Source organism: Acinetobacter sp. ANC 4218, assembly GCF_002135245.1.
Taxonomy (GTDB): Bacteria; Pseudomonadota; Gammaproteobacteria; order Pseudomonadales; family Moraxellaceae; genus Acinetobacter.
Genome location: NZ_NEGD01000012.1, coordinates 99,949 through 117,901, shown reverse-complemented (window position 1 = coordinate 117,901; position 17,953 = coordinate 99,949). Strand labels below are relative to the sequence as shown.

The 17,953-nt window shown below is 40.0% G+C and carries 12 protein-coding genes and 5 pseudogenes; 5 read left to right on the top strand and 12 right to left on the bottom strand.

The window, feature by feature from the left end; all coding sequences use genetic code 11:
* A pseudogene (locus B9T38_RS12820) lies at window positions 1–173 on the bottom strand (IS6 family transposase); the annotation flags it as partial.
* Window positions 174–713: 540 nt separating this feature from the next.
* Window positions 714–1,742: an IS701 family transposase gene (locus tag B9T38_RS12810; protein ID WP_086197162.1), complete on the bottom strand. Its 1,029-nt coding sequence runs from the start codon at window positions 1,740–1,742 to the stop codon at window positions 714–716.
* Between the two features lie 143 nt (window positions 1,743–1,885).
* Here B9T38_RS12810 and B9T38_RS12805 point away from each other — a divergent pair, with 143 nt between their 5' ends.
* A complete protein-coding gene (locus B9T38_RS12805; RefSeq protein ID WP_004726755.1) occupies window positions 1,886–3,505 on the top strand; it encodes an oleate hydratase in 1,620 nt (539 codons plus the stop codon).
* Between the two features lie 285 nt (window positions 3,506–3,790).
* Here the strand turns inward: B9T38_RS12805 and B9T38_RS16615 are convergent.
* Window positions 3,791–3,886 (bottom strand): annotated as a pseudogene (locus B9T38_RS16615) (IS5/IS1182 family transposase); the annotation flags it as partial.
* A 53-nt stretch (window positions 3,887–3,939) separates the two neighbouring features.
* Window positions 3,940–4,323, bottom strand: a pseudogene (locus B9T38_RS12800) (IS6-like element IS1006 family transposase); the annotation flags it as partial.
* A gap of 36 nt (window positions 4,324–4,359) precedes the next feature.
* Between B9T38_RS12800 and B9T38_RS12795 the strand changes: the two are divergent.
* Complete coding sequence (locus B9T38_RS12795; RefSeq protein WP_004281883.1) at window positions 4,360–5,418, top strand: 2,3-butanediol dehydrogenase; 1,059 nt, start codon at window positions 4,360–4,362, stop codon at window positions 5,416–5,418.
* 170 nt (window positions 5,419–5,588) lie between these two features.
* Here the strand turns inward: B9T38_RS12795 and B9T38_RS12790 are convergent.
* The 8 genes and pseudogenes from B9T38_RS12790 to cadR all read right to left on the bottom strand — a co-directional run.
* Window positions 5,589–6,173 (bottom strand): annotated as a pseudogene (locus B9T38_RS12790) (IS6 family transposase); the annotation flags it as partial.
* Window positions 6,174–6,219: 46 nt separating this feature from the next.
* On the bottom strand, window positions 6,220–6,924 hold the full coding sequence (locus B9T38_RS12785; RefSeq protein WP_086197160.1) for an IS6-like element IS1006 family transposase: 705 nt from the start codon (window positions 6,922–6,924) through the stop codon (window positions 6,220–6,222).
* 63 nt (window positions 6,925–6,987) lie between these two features.
* Window positions 6,988–7,614 (bottom strand): annotated as a pseudogene (locus tag B9T38_RS12780) (cation diffusion facilitator family transporter); the annotation flags it as partial.
* Window positions 7,615–7,699: 85 nt separating this feature from the next.
* Window positions 7,700–10,858 carry an efflux RND transporter permease subunit gene (locus B9T38_RS12775; protein ID WP_086197159.1) on the bottom strand — a complete coding sequence of 1,053 codons (3,159 nt, stop codon included), beginning with the start codon at window positions 10,856–10,858 and terminating at the stop codon, window positions 7,700–7,702.
* Window positions 10,848–12,098 (bottom strand): efflux RND transporter periplasmic adaptor subunit, encoded by a 1,251-nt coding sequence (locus B9T38_RS12770; protein WP_086197158.1) that lies wholly within the window; start codon window positions 12,096–12,098, stop codon window positions 10,848–10,850. The genes B9T38_RS12775 and B9T38_RS12770 overlap by 11 nt, the downstream gene beginning before the upstream one ends.
* A gap of 1 nt (window position 12,099) precedes the next feature.
* Entirely contained in the window at window positions 12,100–13,467 is a 1,368-nt protein-coding gene (locus B9T38_RS12765) for a TolC family protein (RefSeq protein ID WP_086197157.1), read from the bottom strand.
* Between the two features lie 48 nt (window positions 13,468–13,515).
* Window positions 13,516–13,926, bottom strand: a complete 411-nt coding sequence (locus B9T38_RS12760) for a hypothetical protein (RefSeq protein ID WP_025465702.1) — start codon at window positions 13,924–13,926, stop codon at window positions 13,516–13,518.
* Between the two features lie 142 nt (window positions 13,927–14,068).
* Window positions 14,069–14,461, bottom strand: coding sequence for a Cd(II)/Pb(II)-responsive transcriptional regulator (gene cadR / locus B9T38_RS12755; RefSeq protein ID WP_004281856.1), 393 nt, complete (start codon window positions 14,459–14,461; stop codon window positions 14,069–14,071).
* A gap of 90 nt (window positions 14,462–14,551) precedes the next feature.
* Between cadR and B9T38_RS12750 the strand changes: the two genes are divergently transcribed.
* Genes B9T38_RS12750 through feoB form a run of 3 tightly spaced genes read left to right on the top strand, consistent with a single transcriptional unit; the run spans window position 14,552 to window position 17,923 of the window.
* Entirely contained in the window at window positions 14,552–15,832 is a 1,281-nt protein-coding gene (locus B9T38_RS12750) for a cation efflux transmembrane domain-containing protein (RefSeq protein WP_005407391.1), read from the top strand.
* Between the two features lie 11 nt (window positions 15,833–15,843).
* Complete coding sequence (locus B9T38_RS12745) at window positions 15,844–16,104, top strand: FeoA family protein (RefSeq protein ID WP_004665962.1); 261 nt, start codon at window positions 15,844–15,846, stop codon at window positions 16,102–16,104.
* Complete coding sequence (gene feoB / locus B9T38_RS12740) at window positions 16,094–17,923, top strand: ferrous iron transporter B (protein WP_086044985.1); 1,830 nt, start codon at window positions 16,094–16,096, stop codon at window positions 17,921–17,923. Before B9T38_RS12745 ends, feoB begins: the two co-directional genes overlap by 11 nt.
* The last annotated feature ends 30 nt before the right edge of the window (window positions 17,924–17,953 follow it).

Here is a 17,953-nt window from a genome sequence, read left to right as displayed (position 1 = left end):
ATTTCAGGAGCATAACGTTGAACCCAACGGTAAATAGTCGTGTGATCAACATTCACACCCCGTTCGGCCAGCATTTCCTGCAGTTCACGATAGCTAATGCCATATTTACAATACCAGCGCACAGCCCAAAGAATGATTTCGCCCTGAAAATGCCGACCATGGAAAGGATTCATATGCTGCACCTTTAGCTAAAACAGTCTTCAACTTACCATTCGTGGTTATTTGCAACAGTGCCACTTGGGTGGTCTGCCTTTAGCTGGAACATGCTTCTGCAATTGCTCAACCATTTAAATAAAAGGTTGACCATGAGATGCCTGTATATCGCTTAAACTGTGTTTCAGAAAGCTTCTTTGAATCAATGTATTTCATCCGCAGATTATGCACGAATGCTAAGAAAATTAGAGTACAAATATCAATCAAAAAGGTGCTCGTTTTTTGATTTATGAAAGAGAGATCTATTATTCAATTATATCTTTTAATGATCAATAGAAAGCCTAGTTTCAAACACATTCTTCAGACACAAACAAATATGATCAAAATAGAGTGATTACTCTATAAAATAATAAAATCAATTACTTAAATCATATTTTATTTTAAAAAAAATACAAATGTGTATTAAAAATAACCATTACTTACATTTTTTTGATTACAAAATATAATGAGTAAATTGCTTCCCATTTCATACATTTTTCATATATAGGACTTACGCACTATTACTTATAGATTCTCTGTGGTAGCAGATGATTTTTATCGAGAATAAAGTCATCAATGAAGTTTTTGATAATTGGTCTAAATAATTTCTTCTGCCAACGATATATATTTTCAAAGATCCGCTCAAACTGGTTCTTTTGTATCTCAACGTAGGCCATCAAGGCTGAAAAAATATGATTCAAAATCAGTTTAGATCGTCTTACTTGAAACTTTTCAATATGACAAACCTGTTTAATCACCCGGTGATATTGCTCTATTTTCCAATGACTTGAATGTAATTCATGAAAACCTTCAAAGGACAATAAATCATCTTCATCTTGATGCACAATATAAAACCTCTGCTGTTCTTTTAACTGAGTCTTAAATAATTGTACAAAGCCAAAATCTTTGAGCCAGATCACTTGACCCTGATGGAAATCTGGCAATAAGCGCAGTTGAAACCATTGTCCTTTTTCTGGGGAAACCTTACGGTTACAGTCGATACCAAACATAAATCGAATACCATATTTTCTTATGGTTTTTAGATTTCCAGTCGATGAATACCAACTATCACCTGTAATAAATTGAATCTTTGCACCCCAACTGAGTACTTCACTTAACATATCCATAAAGTAATCATTCTTGGTTTTACTTTCAGATTTGTCATAAATTCGGAAATTAATTGGAATATTTTGACCATTTCGATCTGTCGCATACAAGGTAATGAGATTAATACCCTTGACGGATCGGTGGTGTTTGCCTGACCAAAAATAGCTAACCAAGTCCATATGTTGACTATATGGTTTATCTAAAACAGTATCATCAATACTGACTATAAGTTTATTATTATCAATATGTTGAATTGATTCTTGATATAGGTCGTGAGGTGTGTAGTCTTCACGCTCTAGAAAGCGATTTACACTATCATGCGAGATATTATAAGTCTCGGCAAGTTGTGTGCAGCTAATAGAGTTCGGTTCTGTCATGAGAAAGCCCATATAAATGGGTAATGTACAAGTTGCTGTAGAAGCATGTTTAATTCGTCTGATCACAGATACTTTATAAAGTATTTTAATACTTTTTTGAATCCGTCAATGCGTAAGTCCTAATATATAAAAAGTCATACTATTTTTAAGGTTTTTCTAAATCACATTTTATACTTCATAGTTTTTAACATCATTATTAAAGGTGAACCATGCAAAAGAAGAAGCGCACCCCATTAGACGCACAACAGTCCCATCTTTGGATTATTGGTGGTGGTATCGCAGGTATGGCTGCTGCTGCATTTGCAATCCGTGATGCCAAAGTCCCTGCCAAAAATATCCATATTTTAGAAGAACTCGATATTTCAGGTGGTTCGATGGATGGTGGACATACACCGCATGCCGCGCAAGCTTGGGTAACACGTGGTGGGCGAATGCTGACCGATGAAACTTATTTGTGCCTATGGGACTTATTTTCCAGTATTCCATCTTTGGAAAATCCAGACATTTCGGTGCGTGAAGAATGTCGTGAGTTTAATGAAAAAGTGAAAACCCACGCCAATGCACGGTTGATTGATGCCGAACATGTCATTGCGGATGCAGCAAAGCTTGGTCTGAATACGCTACATCGTGCACAGATGCTGCGCCTATTAGCTTCAAAAGAAGAAAAAATTGGCAGTCGCCGCATTGATGAGTTTTTTGATGAAACCTTTTTTGAAACCAATTTCTGGCGCATGTGGCGCACGACTTTCGCTTTTCAAAAATGGCACAGTGCAGCAGAGTTAAGACGCTATTTCTTGCGTTTTATTCAAGAATTGCCACGCATTCATACCTTAGCGGGTGTGAAACGTACCAAGTACAACCAATATGACTCGATGATTCTGCCCCTACAGCGTTGGTTAGTCGCACAAGGCGTCGATGTGCGTTTTGGACACTATGTCACAGATGCAGACTTCATTACCAATGCTGAAACTCAAGAACGCTACGCTTCACGCCTATATGTACAATTGCCTGAAGGCTCAGAGCAAATTAATCTGAAAGCCAATGATTTAGCTATTTTCACTTTAGGCTCTATTACAGCAGACTCACGTTATGGCGGTAATCATGACGTGCCTGCCCTTATTCGTCATCGAGAAGATCATGGCTGGACGCTTTGGGAAACGCTGGCACAAAAAGCCCCAGACTTTGGCCGTCCAATGACTTTTTATGGCAATGTCGATGAACATAAGTGGGAGTCTTTCACTCTGACCATGAAAGATGACGTGCTACTTAAACGTATTATTGACTATACAGGCAATGAACCAGGCACAGGCGCACTCATGACTTGGTATGAGTCGGGTTGGCATTTATCCATCGTGGTTCCTGCACAGCCACACTTTGCCGACTTACCTGAAGGTTTATATACCTTATGGGGCTACGGTTTCCAAATTGACCATATAGGCGATTACATCAAAAAACCAATGTCCGAAGCCACGGGGCAAGAAATCCTAACAGAACTGATTAAACAGCTCGGTTTTGACGACATTTTAGATCATGTTTTGGCAACGACTGATGTTACTACCGCCATGATGCCATACGCCTCTGCCCTATTCGCCTGCCGTAAACCGGGGGATCGTCCACAGGTAATTCCACAAGGCTCACAAAACTTTGCTTTCCTTGGACAGTTTGTGGAAATTGAAGATGACGTGGTCTTTACTGTGGAATATTCAGTTCGTGGGGCGATGCTTGCCATTTATGAATTTTTTGGGGTGGAACGTGAAATCCCTGAAATTTACAACGGTCTACTTGATCCCAAAGTGGGTTTAAAAGCTTTAGAAACAGTGTTCCACTAAGTTTTTAATATATAGCGATAAGAGCACCTTTATGTCGCCACTATTACATAGTTTAATTTAAGCAACGTTTGGATACACGAGTGTGGCAGGGATGCCACACGTTATCCATCATAATAGGGATGTTATGTATGGGTAACAAAGGCTTTTGCTTTCTTTTGGCTTATCAAAAGTAAGGGTATTGCCTACACAAACACCTTTTATACTTTATTGAAAGTTGAGGCCGTGTACGCACCTAATTTTAAATTGGATAAAAAGAAAAATTAGATAAAACTTTATACGTCATTATTGGCGACGATATTCAGCTCCATGTTTCTTGCGTTTCCATTCGCCCTCACCTAGAAACTTCATGCCTGTAGAGTCTACGAGTAGATGCAGTCCATCGGGCACTGTTGCAAATAGAGATTTGAGTCGATGATGTTCCCTTTAAAAAGTACTTAGAGACCGAAAACCCTGTTGATTAGACACACTTCACCCTGAGGCTGACCATAATAAAATGACGATGCTTGTCCTTTACGTAGTGCACGCATGACCTCAATACCTTTAATTGTGGCATAAGCCGTCTTCATAGATTTGAATCCTAATGTGGCCCTGATGATCCGCTTTAGCTTGCCATGATCACATTCAATCACGTTATTTTTATACTTAATCTGCCTGTGCTCAAGGTCTGGTGGACATTTACCTTCCCGTTTTAACCGTGATAAAGCACGTCCATATGTGGGTGCTTTATCCGTGTTGATCACTTGTGGAATTTGCCACTTCTTCACATTATTTAAAATTTTTCCAAGAAAACAATATGCTGATTTGGTATTACGTCTAGAATGGTTTACCGTTAACATCAATATAAGGAATATAAAATGAAAGCAGCTCGTTTTTATGACCGAGGGGATATTCGAATTGAAGATATCCCTGAACCGAAAGTACTTCCAGGCACAGTTGGAATTCAAGTTGCGTGGTGTGGTATTTGCGGTACAGATTTACATGAATTCATGGAAGGTCCTATTTTTATTCCACCTTGTGGTCACCCACACCCAATTTCGGGAGAATCTGCACCTGTAACAATGGGACATGAATTTTCAGGCGTGGTTTATGCAGTTGGAGAGGGTGTAGATGATATCCAAATTGGGCAACATGTCGTAGTTGAACCCTACATCATTGCTGACGATGTGCCGACTGGCCCCAATGATAAGTATCATTTATCAAAAAATATGAACTTTATTGGTTTAGGCGGACGCGGTGGTGGTCTTTCTGAAAAAATTGCAGTTCAGCGGCGTTGGGTACATCCTATTTCAAATGATATTCCTTTAGACCAAGCAGCATTGATAGAACCTTTATCTGTCGGTCATCATGCCTATGTCAGAAGTGGCGCAAAAGCTGGCGATATCGCACTGGTTGGTGGAGCAGGCCCAATAGGCTTACTTTTATCTGCTATTTTAAAGGCTAAAGGTCTCACGGTCATCATTACTGAACTGAGTGCAAAACGTAAAGAAAAAGCGATAGAAGCGGGTGTTGCCGATTATGTACTAGACCCATCTAAGGTTGATGTAGTTGCTGAGGTAATGAAAATTACAGAAGACCGCGGTGTAGATGTCGCTTTTGAATGTAGTAGTGTCAATAAAGTCATGGATACACTCGTTGCAGCAATGAAACCAACTGGTGTAGTCGTTATCGTTTCTATTTGGAGCCATCCTGCCACAATTAATGTGCATAGTGTGGTGATGAAAGAGCTAGATATTCGTGGCACGATTGCTTATGTAAATGATCATCAGGAAACTATCCGTTTGGTTGAGCAAGGTAAGATTAATCTAGAACCTTTTATTACCCAACGGATTGCATTAGATGATCTTGTTTCTAAAGGCTTTGAAACATTGATTCATAATAATGAGTCTGCTGTAAAAATTATTGTTCATCCGTAGTAACGCCTAATTTGAACGACTAATTTGAATAAACTAGAAATAAACTCTATGTAGCTATTTCTAATATCTTTATAGATAGGGAATGAGTCTGTACGTACAGATTCATTCTCAAATTTACGGCACTGTTGCAAATAGAGATTTGAGTCGATGATGTTCCCTTTAAAAAGTGCTTAGAGACCGAAAACCCTGTTGATTAGACACACTTCACCCTGAGGCTGACCATAATAAAATGACGATGCTTGTCCTTTACGTAGTGCACGCATGACTTCAATACCTTTAATTGTGGCATAAGCCGTCTTCATAGATTTGAATCCTAATGTGGCCCTGATGATTCGCTTTAACTTACCATGATCACATTCAATGACATTATTTTTATACTTAATCTGCCTGTGCTCAATATCTACTGGACATTTTCCTTCTCGCTTTAATCGTGATAAAGCATGGCCATAGGTCGCTGCTTTATCTGTATTGATGACCCGTGGAATTTGCCATTTTTTCACCGTATTGAAGATCTTTCCTAGAAAACTATAGGCTGATTTACTGTTCCGTCTAGCGGAAAGGTAAAAGTCAATCGTATGACCCCGTTGATCAACTGCACGATACAGGTAAGTCCATCGCCCCTTCACTTTGATATAAGTCTCATCCATATGCCATGAATGTAAATCTGTAGGATTACGCCAATACCAGCGTAACCGTTTTTCCATTTCTGGAGCATAACGCTGAACCCAACGATAAATTGTACTGTGATCGGCACTGTTGCAAATAGAGATTTGAGTCGATGATGTTCCCTTTAAAAAGTACTTAGAGACCGAAAACCCTGTTGATTAGACACACTTCACCCTGAGGCTGACCATAATAAAATGACGATGCTTGTCCTTTACGTAGTGCACGCATGACTTCAATACCTTTAATTGTGGCATAAGCCGTCTTCATAAATTTGAATCCTAATGTGGCCCTGATGATCCGCTTTAGCTTGCCATGATCACATTCAATCACGTTATTTTTATACTTAATCTGCCTGTGCTCAAGGTCTGGTGGACATTTACCTTCCCGTTTTAACCGTGATAAAGCACGTCCATATGTGGGTGCTTTATCCGTGTTGATCACTTGTGGAATTTGCCACTTCTTCACATTATTTAAMATTTTTCCAAGAAAACAATATGCTGATTTGGTATTACGTCTAGAAGAAAGATAAAAATCAATGGTATCGCCACGTTGATCGACTGCACGATACAGATAAGACCATCGTCCATTCACTTTTACATAGGTTTCATCAATATGCCACGAGCTCAGATCTGTAGGATTACGCCAATACCAGCGTAAACGTTTTTCTATTTCAGGAGCATAACGTTGAACCCAACGGTAAATAGTCGTGTGATCAACATTCACACCCCGTTCGGCCAGCATTTCCTGCAGTTCACGATAGCTAATGCCATATTTACAATACCAGCGCACAGCCCAAAGAATGATTTCGCCCTGAAAATGCCGACCATGGAAAGGATTCATATGCTGCACCTTTAGCTAAAACAGTCTTCAGCTTACCATTCGTGGTTATTTGCAACAGTGCCAAATATGGATACTTTGTTTTAATAAAACCCAAGTTCGAGGTAAAACCCAGAAGCCAATTAACACAGCGATTACGGTATCTACCCACATCCACTGGGTAAAATAAATGACCACTCCTCCGATAATCACGCCTATCGATCCCAGTGCATCACTAAGGACTTCTAAATATGCGCCTTTCACATTTAGACTTTCTTGAGCACTCGCAGAAAGGATTTTCATTGAAATCAAATTTATGACCAAACCAATGACTGCGACAATCATCATTCCAACACTTTGAATTTCAGCAGGATGCGTAAAGCGTTGGTAAGCTTCATAGACAATATATATCGCCACCACAAAAAGCATCACTGCATTAAACAGAGCCGCTAAAATTTCGAATCGCTGATAGCCAAAAGTTCTTTTATCATCTGCGGCTTTTTTACCAATTTTGATAGCAGCAAGAGCAATAGCTAATGCGGCTACATCAGTAAACATGTGAGCGGCATCAGACAGTAATGCTAAACTTTGGGTAATAAAAGCAGCGACAACTTCTACTATTAAAAAAGTAGTCGTTAAACCCAAAGCAAACATTAATTTCTTACTATTTCCTTCAGTAACAACCGCATGGCTATGATCATGATGTTCTGACATAAAATTTTCCTTATTTAATCCATGATTAGCAGAGATATTTGAGACAGACCCAATATCTCTGCTAAAAATTGCTTAATCTAATGGATTAAGAAGCTTTCTTTTCATTCATCCACCGGTACAGTACAGGCAGTAAAACCAATGTAAGCAGGGTAGAGGAGATAATTCCTCCAATGACTACAGTCGCTAAAGGTCTCTGTACTTCTGCCCCAGTCCCGGTTGCCAAAGCCATCGGAACAAACCCAAGCGAAGCAACACAAGCGGTCATCAGCACAGGTCTAAGACGCAAAATTGCACCCTGCCACGTTGCATAATAAAGGTCATATTGCTGTCGCAACTCTTTGATAAAGGTGAGCATGACTAAGCCATTCAGTACAGCCACCCCCGATAGTGCAATGAAGCCAACCCCTGCTGACATGGATAATGGAATGTCACGCAACCACAACGCGATTAAGCCTCCACATAAGGCAAACGGGACACCACTAAAGACCAGTAAGCTTTCTTTGATATTATGGAATACAGCCATCAATAAAATAAAGATCGTCAACAATGCGAGCGGAACCACCAATTGCATACGCGCTTTTGCAGACATCAGATTTTGAAATTGACCGCCATAATCTATCCAATAACCGCTTGGTAATTCCTGTTTGGATAACGTGCTCTGAAGTTCTGTTACGAATGAGCCTAAATCGCGTCCTTCTACATTTGCAGTAATAACCACCCGACGTTTACCATTTTCACGGCTGACCTGATTAATACCCAGGATATTTTCAACGCGTGCAACATCTTGCAGTTGGACTAAACCACCATTTGGCAATTGAACAGGAAGTAGCGCTAACTGCTCGGGACTACGCTGGGATTCATCTAGACGGATAACAAAATCAAAACGCTTGTCTCCCTGTAGAATGGTTCCAACATTTTGACCACCGACACTTGTCGCCACCAGATCCTGAATTGCTCTTACCGACAAGCCGTATTGTGCTGCTCTGGACTTATCAACTTCTACATTCAACAAGGGTAAGCCGCTGGTTTGCTCTACATTAACGGCTGTCGCGCCTGAAATTGATTTAATTTTCTGAGAAATCTTATTCGCTTCACGATTCAGAATTTCCATATCATCGCCAAATAACTTGACACCCACATCACTTCGCACCCCTGAAATTAACTCGTTAAAACGCAGTTCAATGGGTTGCGAGAACTCACTGTTATTTCCCGGCAATGTCGCTAAGAAAGTAATCATTCTTTGGCGAAGCTCATCAATCGTTTGTTTTGGATCAGGCCATTCATCATGAGGTTTTAACAGTACCACGCCATCTGAAATGTTGGGTGGCATGACATCTGTGGCCACTTCTGCTGTACCGGTACGGGCAAAGATTGCTTTAATTTCAGGAAATTCTTTCAACAGTAACTTTTCAGTATTTTCCTGCATTCTCAGTGACTGTTCTAACCCTGTACTTGGGGAACGCATTTGCTGAACAGCAAAATCACCTTCACCCAGTTGAGGTGCAAACTCGCTACCTGTTTGAGTAGCTAGCACACCCGTAAGCACTAAAATACAGGCAGCCACAATAGTCACAAATAAACGAAGCTCATAGGCTCTATCTAAAAGCAATTCATATTTAGTTTTAAGCCAATGCATCCAGCGACTTTCGGTTTCCTTGACTTCTCCAGTGACAAATAGGGCAACTGCGGCTGGCACAAAAGTGACAGATAAAATCATGGCCCCAATTAAAGCCAGTACAACCGTCATTGCCATAGGATGGAAAAGTTTGGCTTCTACACCCGTCAGGGTAAAGATAGGTAGATAAACTACCAAAATAATTAACTGTCCAAAGATGAGAGGACGACGCGCCTGTTTTGCAGCCAAGAAGACTTCTTTAAATCTTTCAGAACGGCTAAGTAAACCACCTTTCAGCTTCTGAGCTTCTGCTAGCCGACGGATACAGTTTTCTACAATAACCACTGCACCATCAATAATAATACCGAAGTCCAGTGCCCCTAAACTCATCAGATTTGCACTAATCTTCTGCTCTGCCATTCCCGTCAAGGTAAACAGCATTGACAGTGGAATAACGCAAGCCGTGATCAGCGCAGCACGGAAATTACCTAGAAAGAGAAATAAAATAACAATGACGAGGATTGCACCCTCAATCAAATTTTTCTGAACGGTTTTGATCGCCCGATCAACCAAATGCGTACGGTCATACACAGTCTCAATCACCACACCTTTAGGTAGCGATTGCTGGATCGATTGCACCTTTTCATCAATGGCTTGAGCAACGGTACGGCTATTTTCTCCCATCATCATCATGGCAATACCCAATACAGTTTCTTCACCATTATAGGTTGCAGCCCCTGTTCTTAAGTCATGACCAATTGAGACATTGGCGACATCTGCCACCCGAATAGGATAGCCGTTTTTATTGGTAATACTGATGTTCTGGATATCTTCAATCGTGTTTAAAGTGCCGGGAACACGAACCGTTAGCTGTTGTCCATTTTTCTCAATATAGCCAGCACCACGGTTTTCATTATTCTCTGTTAAGGCAGTTTGTAAATCAGACAAAGGAATTTGCAATTGTTGCAATCGGTTCAGATCAGGGGCAACCACATAGGTTTTATTAAAGCCACCGATACTGTTGATCTCCGCAACGCCTTTTACGCGCTGTAATTGCGGTCTTACAATCCAATCCTGAATTTCACGTAAATCCATCGCCGAATAAGGGGTTCCATCCGGCTTTTTAGCATTTGGTTCGGCTTTAATCACCCATTGATAGATTTCACCTAAACCTGTCGAAATAGGCGACATGTTAGGTTGCACATCTTCAGGCATTTCTCCCATTGCTTCTTGCAAGCGCTGGTTGATAAGCTGTCTGGCCCAGTAAATATCCGTGCCATCTTCAAAAATGATGGTCACTTGCGATAAGCCGTAGCGTGAAATCGAACGGGTTTGTTCCATTTTCGGCATGCCTGACATGGCATTCTCAATTGGATAGGTAATCCGCTGTTCCATTTCCAAAGCCGTAAAGCCATTGGCTGAAGTGTTAATCTGCACCTGAGTATTGGTAATATCCGGTACAGCATCAATCGGTAACTTTTGATAACTATAAATACCAATAGCAATCCAGGCTGCAATAAACAGCATGACCCAGATTGCGTTATGAATAGAAAACTGGATCAGCCGATCAAACAGCCCTTCAGGTTTTACCGATTCGTGGTCTGGAATGTGAGGGCTTTTAGTGCTCATGTGAAGCCTCTCCTTTTTCCATCTCAGATTTCAGTAAGAAACTGCCTTGAGCGGCATATTTTTGTCCCTGATTAAGCCCATTTACCACTTCAATCCACTGGCTATCCCCAGACGATTGACCTAATTTCACCGGTTGCGGAGTGAATTCAACTTTTTGTCCATGCTGAGTGGCGACAAAAACCACATCTTTTCCATCGACATTCTGAACTGCGGACTTAAGCACCCGTAATGCGGTACTTTCACTGCGTTGTTGCAACTGTACGTTTACCATCAAGTTTGGACGTAATTCGGTTGCATTCGATTCAACTTTTGCTCGCACCTGAAGACGACCTGTTTGAATATCCGCTTCAGTATTTAAGGTTTGAATAACCGCCCTATAGACCTTTTCAGTTTGCAAAGATTTAAATTCGATCTTTTGATTCGGGGCTAAGCCCACAATTTCAGAATTTGGAACAATAAATTCAAGCCAGAGCTGATCTAACCGGTCTATGGTAAAGAGTTGACTTGCTAACTGAACATTTTCCCCGAGAACCAAATCCTTTTTACTGATCACGCCAGAAATTGGGGCTTTTAAAATATAACGCCCGTTACTAGCATTCACTGCACCAAATGCACTTAAACGTGATTGGGCCGCTTGAACCTGGATTTGTGCCCGTTTATAACTGTTATAAGCCCGTTGATAGTCCTGTTTTGCTGAGATACCCTGTGACCACAATTGACGCTCACGCTCAAAGTCTTGTTTCGCCAGTTCCAGATTGGTTTGTTCAATTTTAAGATTGGCCTGCTGATCAACTAGATCAGGAACAAGCAATGTAGCCAAAGGCTGCCCTTTCTGAACTTTTTGGCCGAGTTCTACATAAACATTTTCTACATGACCGCTAAAACTCGGTGAGACATGCGCTTGCTGATCCGTATTCACATTGAGTTTGGCAGGATAAGAACTTAATTTAACCACCGGACCTTGATCGACCGCTGATAACTGTATGCCCTGTTCCACCAGTTGCTTGGCCGTCAGGCTCACGCCTTCTGCATGCTCTTCGGTTTCACCGCCATGTTCTTCACTTCCATGTTCCTCTGCGCCTTCTTCCTCTGCATGTTCATCTGATGTTTCAGATTTATTCTTACCCGACAAGATCAAGAAAATACTGAGGAGTACGGTTGCGCCGATGACCAAACCAATCAGTAGAGGTTGAGAGATTTTTCCGCTCTGTTTTTTTAAGCTGTTTTTAAGATCGAACATGTTAATTTCCCCCACCAATGACAGGCATGGCCTGTATGTCTTGCCATAAGTTTTGATTGATTTGTGCAATAGCATCTTTCGACATGACTTCACTTGGGCTAATGCCTAAGCTCAAACTTTCTGCTTCAATGGCCTTTTGCCAGCCATCCCGTAACAACTGGACTTTACGCAGACGGATGTCTTGTAATTGAAGCGTGGCTTGCTGAACATCGGTTAAAGCAAACTTGCCTGCCAAGAAACCTTGTAGCGTCTTACTTTGAACTTGAGTCGCCAAAGGAATTTGAGTCTCGTCAACGACTTTGAATTGCAGCTCTAAACCCTGCAACTCGGTTAAAATTGTGCCTATTTGCAGCGCATTTTGCTTTAGATAAAACTCTTTCTGACGCTCTAATAAGTTCATTTTTTCTTGCGCGATTTTTATGCCATTTTGCTGACGATCGAAAATATTAAGCGGTACACTAACTCCGACTACTAATTGATTTTGTGTGGAGTTTTCCAAGGATTGGGTGCGGTTGACACCTAGGTTTAAAGTGGGGTTAGGACGTGCCTTTGCTCTTAGTTGATCAACCGTTGCTTGAGACTCTAATACCAGTAAAGCTCGATATTTCTCAACGTAGTTTTCCGCTAAATATTCTTGAACCTGTCCATGAGTCGATTTTGGCCAGAGCTTTTGTGAAGAGAGGTTTACCTGCAATGACTTATCAGACGTACCCCATAAATTTGATAATTGTTGGGTGGCCACTTGTACCTGTAAGTCTGCCTGTCTAAAAAGGCGTATATTTTCAGCATGACTTAAACGTGCGCGATTCACATCTACTTGCGCGATACCGCCCGCAGTAAAGCGCTTCTCGATCGCTTTAAGGTTTTCTTCACTCACCCGAAGTTGTTCATTGACAATGTTTCTTTCAAGTTCAGCAATGGCCAGTTGTGACCATACATATTTCACCGCAAGCTCAATTTGCGCTTGATAAATCTTCTGCTTCAGTGCTGTTTTATCTGTAGAGAGACTGGCTAATTTTTGGTTTGCTTTTCGCTCACCAAAAATATCCAAGGGTTGTGATATGCCAATGGCAAGCTCTTTTCCATTATTTGAACCAAATCCCGTTTGTTCAACTGACAGTTCAGGATTTTTAAACAGCTTACTTTGCTGAAGATTCGTGGCATTAATGCTGTTTTGCGTTTCCCAGAAATTTTGGGACGCTTGATACTGGTTGACCTGATCAATGGCTTGTCGCAGCGTTAAATCTTGAGGACTGGCGACTACAGAAGTACTCAAGCTGATCATTGCGGATAGCAAGACACCTGTACGGAATGCTGACCAGGATAAATTCAGGATAGAAGTATCCTGATATAATTTGTTTTTTGACATGAAATGCCCCACACATAATGAGATTAGGAGTGGTGGGCTTTTATAAGACTACCCCACCAATAGTAGGGGCAAATCAGGAGGGGGTGTTAATTGATTCAGATAAGGGGATTTATAAAAAGTTCTTCCCAAATAAGATGGTGTAAGGACTGTCTCAAAATGAGTTTTAAGCTTCAAATCATCGGGTGGGTCAATCTGAATCACGATTGTATTTGAGAAATGACTGCACTTTTCGTTAAAACAAACCTTCTGACAATAGTCATAAATTTCTTTATAGTTTTCTAAGGAATAAAGTGCTTGACTAGGACTATCACTCTTTTCGTCTAAATCGATTGGATTAGAGAGTATTGAATTGGGTATGTTTGGCATTTCATGCAGACACGCAGCCTCTGCCACACTCCAAATATTCTGGAATGTGAATAAGAGTACCAATATCTGGATTAGAAATGTTTTTCTCTTCATACACAAATCTGTATTTAAAACACCAATAAGAAGCTGTCCAGATCTATCAAAGATCTGATCACAGAATTTGAGTAACCTTAAACTTTTTGCAGCCTTAAGTAAAGATATACAGAATTTTTGAAAAAAGCATAGGTCTAGATAATCAAGCTAGATTTTTTAGAACTCCACATTGGTCAATTGTACATAAGCCATCACAAGTACCTCTTAAATCAGATAATTGTTCAATAAGCTTTTGTTGCTTGATTATATTTTCTCTGATAGCACTGACATGTAAGTCAATTAATTCATTCACATCTGAACAATTTTTCTTGGGATTATCTTTATAGGTGAGTAATTGACGAATTTCATTCAAACTCATATTTAAAGTTCGGCAATTCAAAATAAACTTAATTCGCTCAACATAGCCTATATCGTAAAGGCGGTAATTTCCTTCCGTTCTTTCGGGTTCCGGAATTAAACCTTCCTTTTCATAAAACCTAATTGTTAATACTGAACATGAGGTTTTTTTAGAGAGTTCACCAATTTTTAAATGCATTGAGTTGGTATTTCCAAAAAATCTTGACTCTATAGTAACTATAGGGATTCTAATATTCAAAGTTTATAAATTTTTTTAATGGGTATAACTATGAGTGGCTGTGGATGTAGTAAAGAAACACCATGCGAAGATAAGAAATCTCAACAAGAAAATCATCCATCAATTGCAGAAGCAAGCAATTCAAAGAATTGTGATAATACGCCTAGCTGTTGTGGTGAAGAGGAAGAAGAAAAATCTTCATCTCCTTGCTGTAACACTTCAAACAGTTGTGAAGATACCGCTCAATCCTGTTGTGGTTCTGATCCCAAAGAAAATTTAAGCACTGAAAACGTTTTAAAAGATTCGCACTACATGAGTGAATACTTAGTTCCCAAAATGGATTGTTCTGCGGAAGAACAGATGGTTCGTATGGCGCTATCTTCAATTGATGGTGTTCAAAAACTCATCTTTGATTTACCTAACCGGTCTTTAAAGGTTCTACATAATCAAAAAGATGAAAATATAACTACCAAACTTGAAGCTTTGGGTTTTGGTGCAAAGCTTGTGAAGACTGAAACTTATATAAGCAATCAACAGGCTAAGCAAACAAGTACCTATACCATTCCTAAAATGGATTGCTCTGCTGAAGAGCAAATGGTCCGTATGGCTCTTGCAGATATTGAAGCAGTTAAAGGTCTTACTTTTGATCTTCCCAATCGAAAACTGAAAGTCTTCCATAATGAAGGGATTCAGCAAATTACGGCTAAACTCGAAGGACTGGGTTTTGGGGCGAAACTTGATGAAACACAGCTTTCTACAGGCGATATACCTAATGAACCTGATCCTGTGAGACAAGCTAAAGTACTTAAACTGTTATTAGGCATTAATGCTCTACTGTTCTTTATAGAATTCATCAGCGGAATTATTGCTGCGTCTACAGGATTGATTGCTGATTCTCTAGATATGTTTGCCGATGCAGCCGTTTATGGTATTGCGCTATATGCCGTCGGAAAAGCTGCGAAATATCAAGTGAAAGCAGCCCATTTCGCAGGTTGGATTCAGTTATTACTTGCTGTCATCGTGATTATTGATGTCATTAGACGATTCATGTTTGGAAGCGAGCCAGAATCAACGCTCATGATTGTTATTGGCCTGCTCGCACTTATAGCTAACGTGACATGCTTATATCTTATTTCTGGTCATCGAGAAGATGGCGCACATATGAAAGCCAGTTGGATTTTCTCGGCGAATGACGTTGTCGTAAATATGGGCGTTATATTTGCCGGTGTACTCGTGGCGTGGACGGGATCAGCTTATCCAGACTTAATCATTGGCATCCTGGTTTCTTTATTCGTGCTTAATGGTGCTCGAAAGATTTTGGCTTTGAAGTAAGAGTATCGAAAATGAATCTATTTCAAGTTAAACAAAATCAGATCGTCAAAATTAGAGATCTCAAAAAAGGTAATCAATACAGTCATACCACTGATCCCGTATTGGAACGGCTCCAACTATTAGGTTTTAGAGAGGGTGAAACTCTACAAGTACTCGCTAAAGGTGTTTTTGGCGGAGATCCTGTTTTAGTTCAGATTGAAACTTCAAGATTCGCATTAAGAAAGAATGAAGCTGAAAGAATTTTTGTAGAGTTAGTATCCAATGAAGATTAAGAATATTGCATTAGTCGGTAATCCAAATTGCGGAAAAACCTCTTTATTTAATACACTTACTGGTACGCGACAAAAAGTTGCCAACTATGCTGGGGTTACCGTAGAAAGAAAAGAAGGTTCTTTTAACTTACCTTCTGGTGATGCAATACGAGTATTGGACTTACCCGGAACTTACAGTTTAAAACCTAGTAGTTTAGATGAAGAAGTCACCAGGGCAGTTTGTTTGGGCGAGCTAAAAGGTGAAATTCTACCCGACATTTTTATATGCGTCGTAGATGCCACAAATTTAAGCTTACATTTGAGCTTGGTTCTCGAAGTTCGTGCTTTAAATCGCCCTATGATTCTTGTATTAAATATGATGGATGAGGTCAAAAAGCGTGGTATTTCCATTGATAAGGATAAACTGTCTCAACTGTTAGGTATCCCTGTAGTTGAAGCTGTCGCAGTTAAAACAAAAGGAATTCAAGATTTAATTAATCAATTAGATCAAAAAAATCTTTTTATTACTCCTTATCATTCTGAATTAAGTCATTTTGAACAGGTCAAACAAATCACCAAACAAGTTATTTTAAATAATGACAATGGTGATAAAAGAACCGCATTTCTAGATAAAATTTTTCTACATCCTGTATTAGGTTTAGTAATCTTAACTTTAACCATGTTTGTGATGTTCCAAGCGGTATTTATATGGGCAACACCTTTTATAGAATTCATTGAAAATTTTATCGTATGGCTCAGTGATTTTATTGGACCACTAATCCAACATCCTCTATTAAAAAGCTTGGTAGTCGATGGGGTAATTGCTGGCACAGGTAGCGTGCTTGCATATATGCCTCAGATTTTGATTTTATTCTTCTTCATTTTAATGCTTGAAGAGTCAGGCTATTTACCCCGAGCAGCATTTCTTTTAGATAAATTAATGTCTAAAGCCGGGCTTAGCGGCCGTTCATTTATTCCTCTGCTATCCAGTTTTGCTTGTGCGATTCCCGGAATTATGGCAACCAGAAGTATCAGCTCTGAACGGGACCGATTAGCAACAATTATGATTGCACCATTGATGACCTGTTCAGCAAGATTGCCCGTATATGCTTTATTGATCGCGGCATTTATTCCGAACCAATTAATCTACGGCTGGTTAAGTCTGCAAGGATTAGTCCTTTTTGGTCTTTATATGTCGGGAATAGTCTCAGCGTTATTAGTTTCACTCTTTCTGAAGTTGGTTCGAAAAGATAAAACTGAAAGTATTTTTATTTTTGAGCTTCCCACATACCGAATTCCAGATATTAGAAATATTGCATTAGGCTTATATGATAGGGCAACTATTTTCTTAAAACGAGTTGGTGGCATTATCGTTGCACTGTCTATCTTGTTATGGGTGCTAGTCACGTTCCCTCAAGCACCAGATAATGCAACCATGCCAGCCATTAACTATAGTTTAGCTGGTCAGTTAGGACATTTAATTCACCCTATATTTGCGCCTATTGGTTTTACATGGGAAATATGTATTGCACTCATTCCTGCTATGGCAGCAAGGGAAGTTGTAATTGCAGCTCTTGGGGTGATTTATGCGATGTCAGGTGATGAAGATACTGTAACTCAAAGTCTGTTAAGTCAAATTTCAGGCCCGGATGGATGGGGGTTAGCCACAGGTTTATCATTATTGGTATGGTTTATTTTTGCTCCACATTGTCTTGCCACGTTAGCAACAATTAGACGAGAAACAGGTAGCTGGAAACAGCCTGTCGTTATGGCAACTTATTTGTTTGCATTAGCCTACATCTTTTCATTCATCACATATCAAGTTGCGAGTAAGTTTTAATTAGCAAATGAATAAAAGAGGGGGGGAGCT

What these genes read in the sequence shown, in the direction of transcription:
- B9T38_RS12795 (WP_004281883.1), top strand. Translation starts at nt 4,360, where the DNA reads ATGAAAGCAGCTCGTTTTTATGACCGAGGGGATATTCGAATTGAAGAT.
- cadR (WP_004281856.1), bottom strand. Translation starts at nt 14,461, where the DNA reads ATGCATTTAAAAATTGGTGAACTCTCTAAAAAAACCTCATGTTCAGTA.
- B9T38_RS12775 (WP_086197159.1), bottom strand. Translation starts at nt 10,858, where the DNA reads ATGAGCACTAAAAGCCCTCACATTCCAGACCACGAATCGGTAAAACCT.
- B9T38_RS12765 (WP_086197157.1), bottom strand. Translation starts at nt 13,467, where the DNA reads ATGTCAAAAAACAAATTATATCAGGATACTTCTATCCTGAATTTATCC.
- B9T38_RS12760 (WP_025465702.1), bottom strand. Translation starts at nt 13,926, where the DNA reads ATGAAGAGAAAAACATTTCTAATCCAGATATTGGTACTCTTATTCACA.
- B9T38_RS12750 (WP_005407391.1), top strand. Translation starts at nt 14,552, where the DNA reads ATGAGTGGCTGTGGATGTAGTAAAGAAACACCATGCGAAGATAAGAAA.
- B9T38_RS12745 (WP_004665962.1), top strand. Translation starts at nt 15,844, where the DNA reads ATGAATCTATTTCAAGTTAAACAAAATCAGATCGTCAAAATTAGAGAT.
- B9T38_RS12770 (WP_086197158.1), bottom strand. Translation starts at nt 12,098, where the DNA reads ATGTTCGATCTTAAAAACAGCTTAAAAAAACAGAGCGGAAAAATCTCT.
- feoB (WP_086044985.1), top strand. Translation starts at nt 16,094, where the DNA reads ATGAAGATTAAGAATATTGCATTAGTCGGTAATCCAAATTGCGGAAAA.
- B9T38_RS12805 (WP_004726755.1), top strand. Translation starts at nt 1,886, where the DNA reads ATGCAAAAGAAGAAGCGCACCCCATTAGACGCACAACAGTCCCATCTT.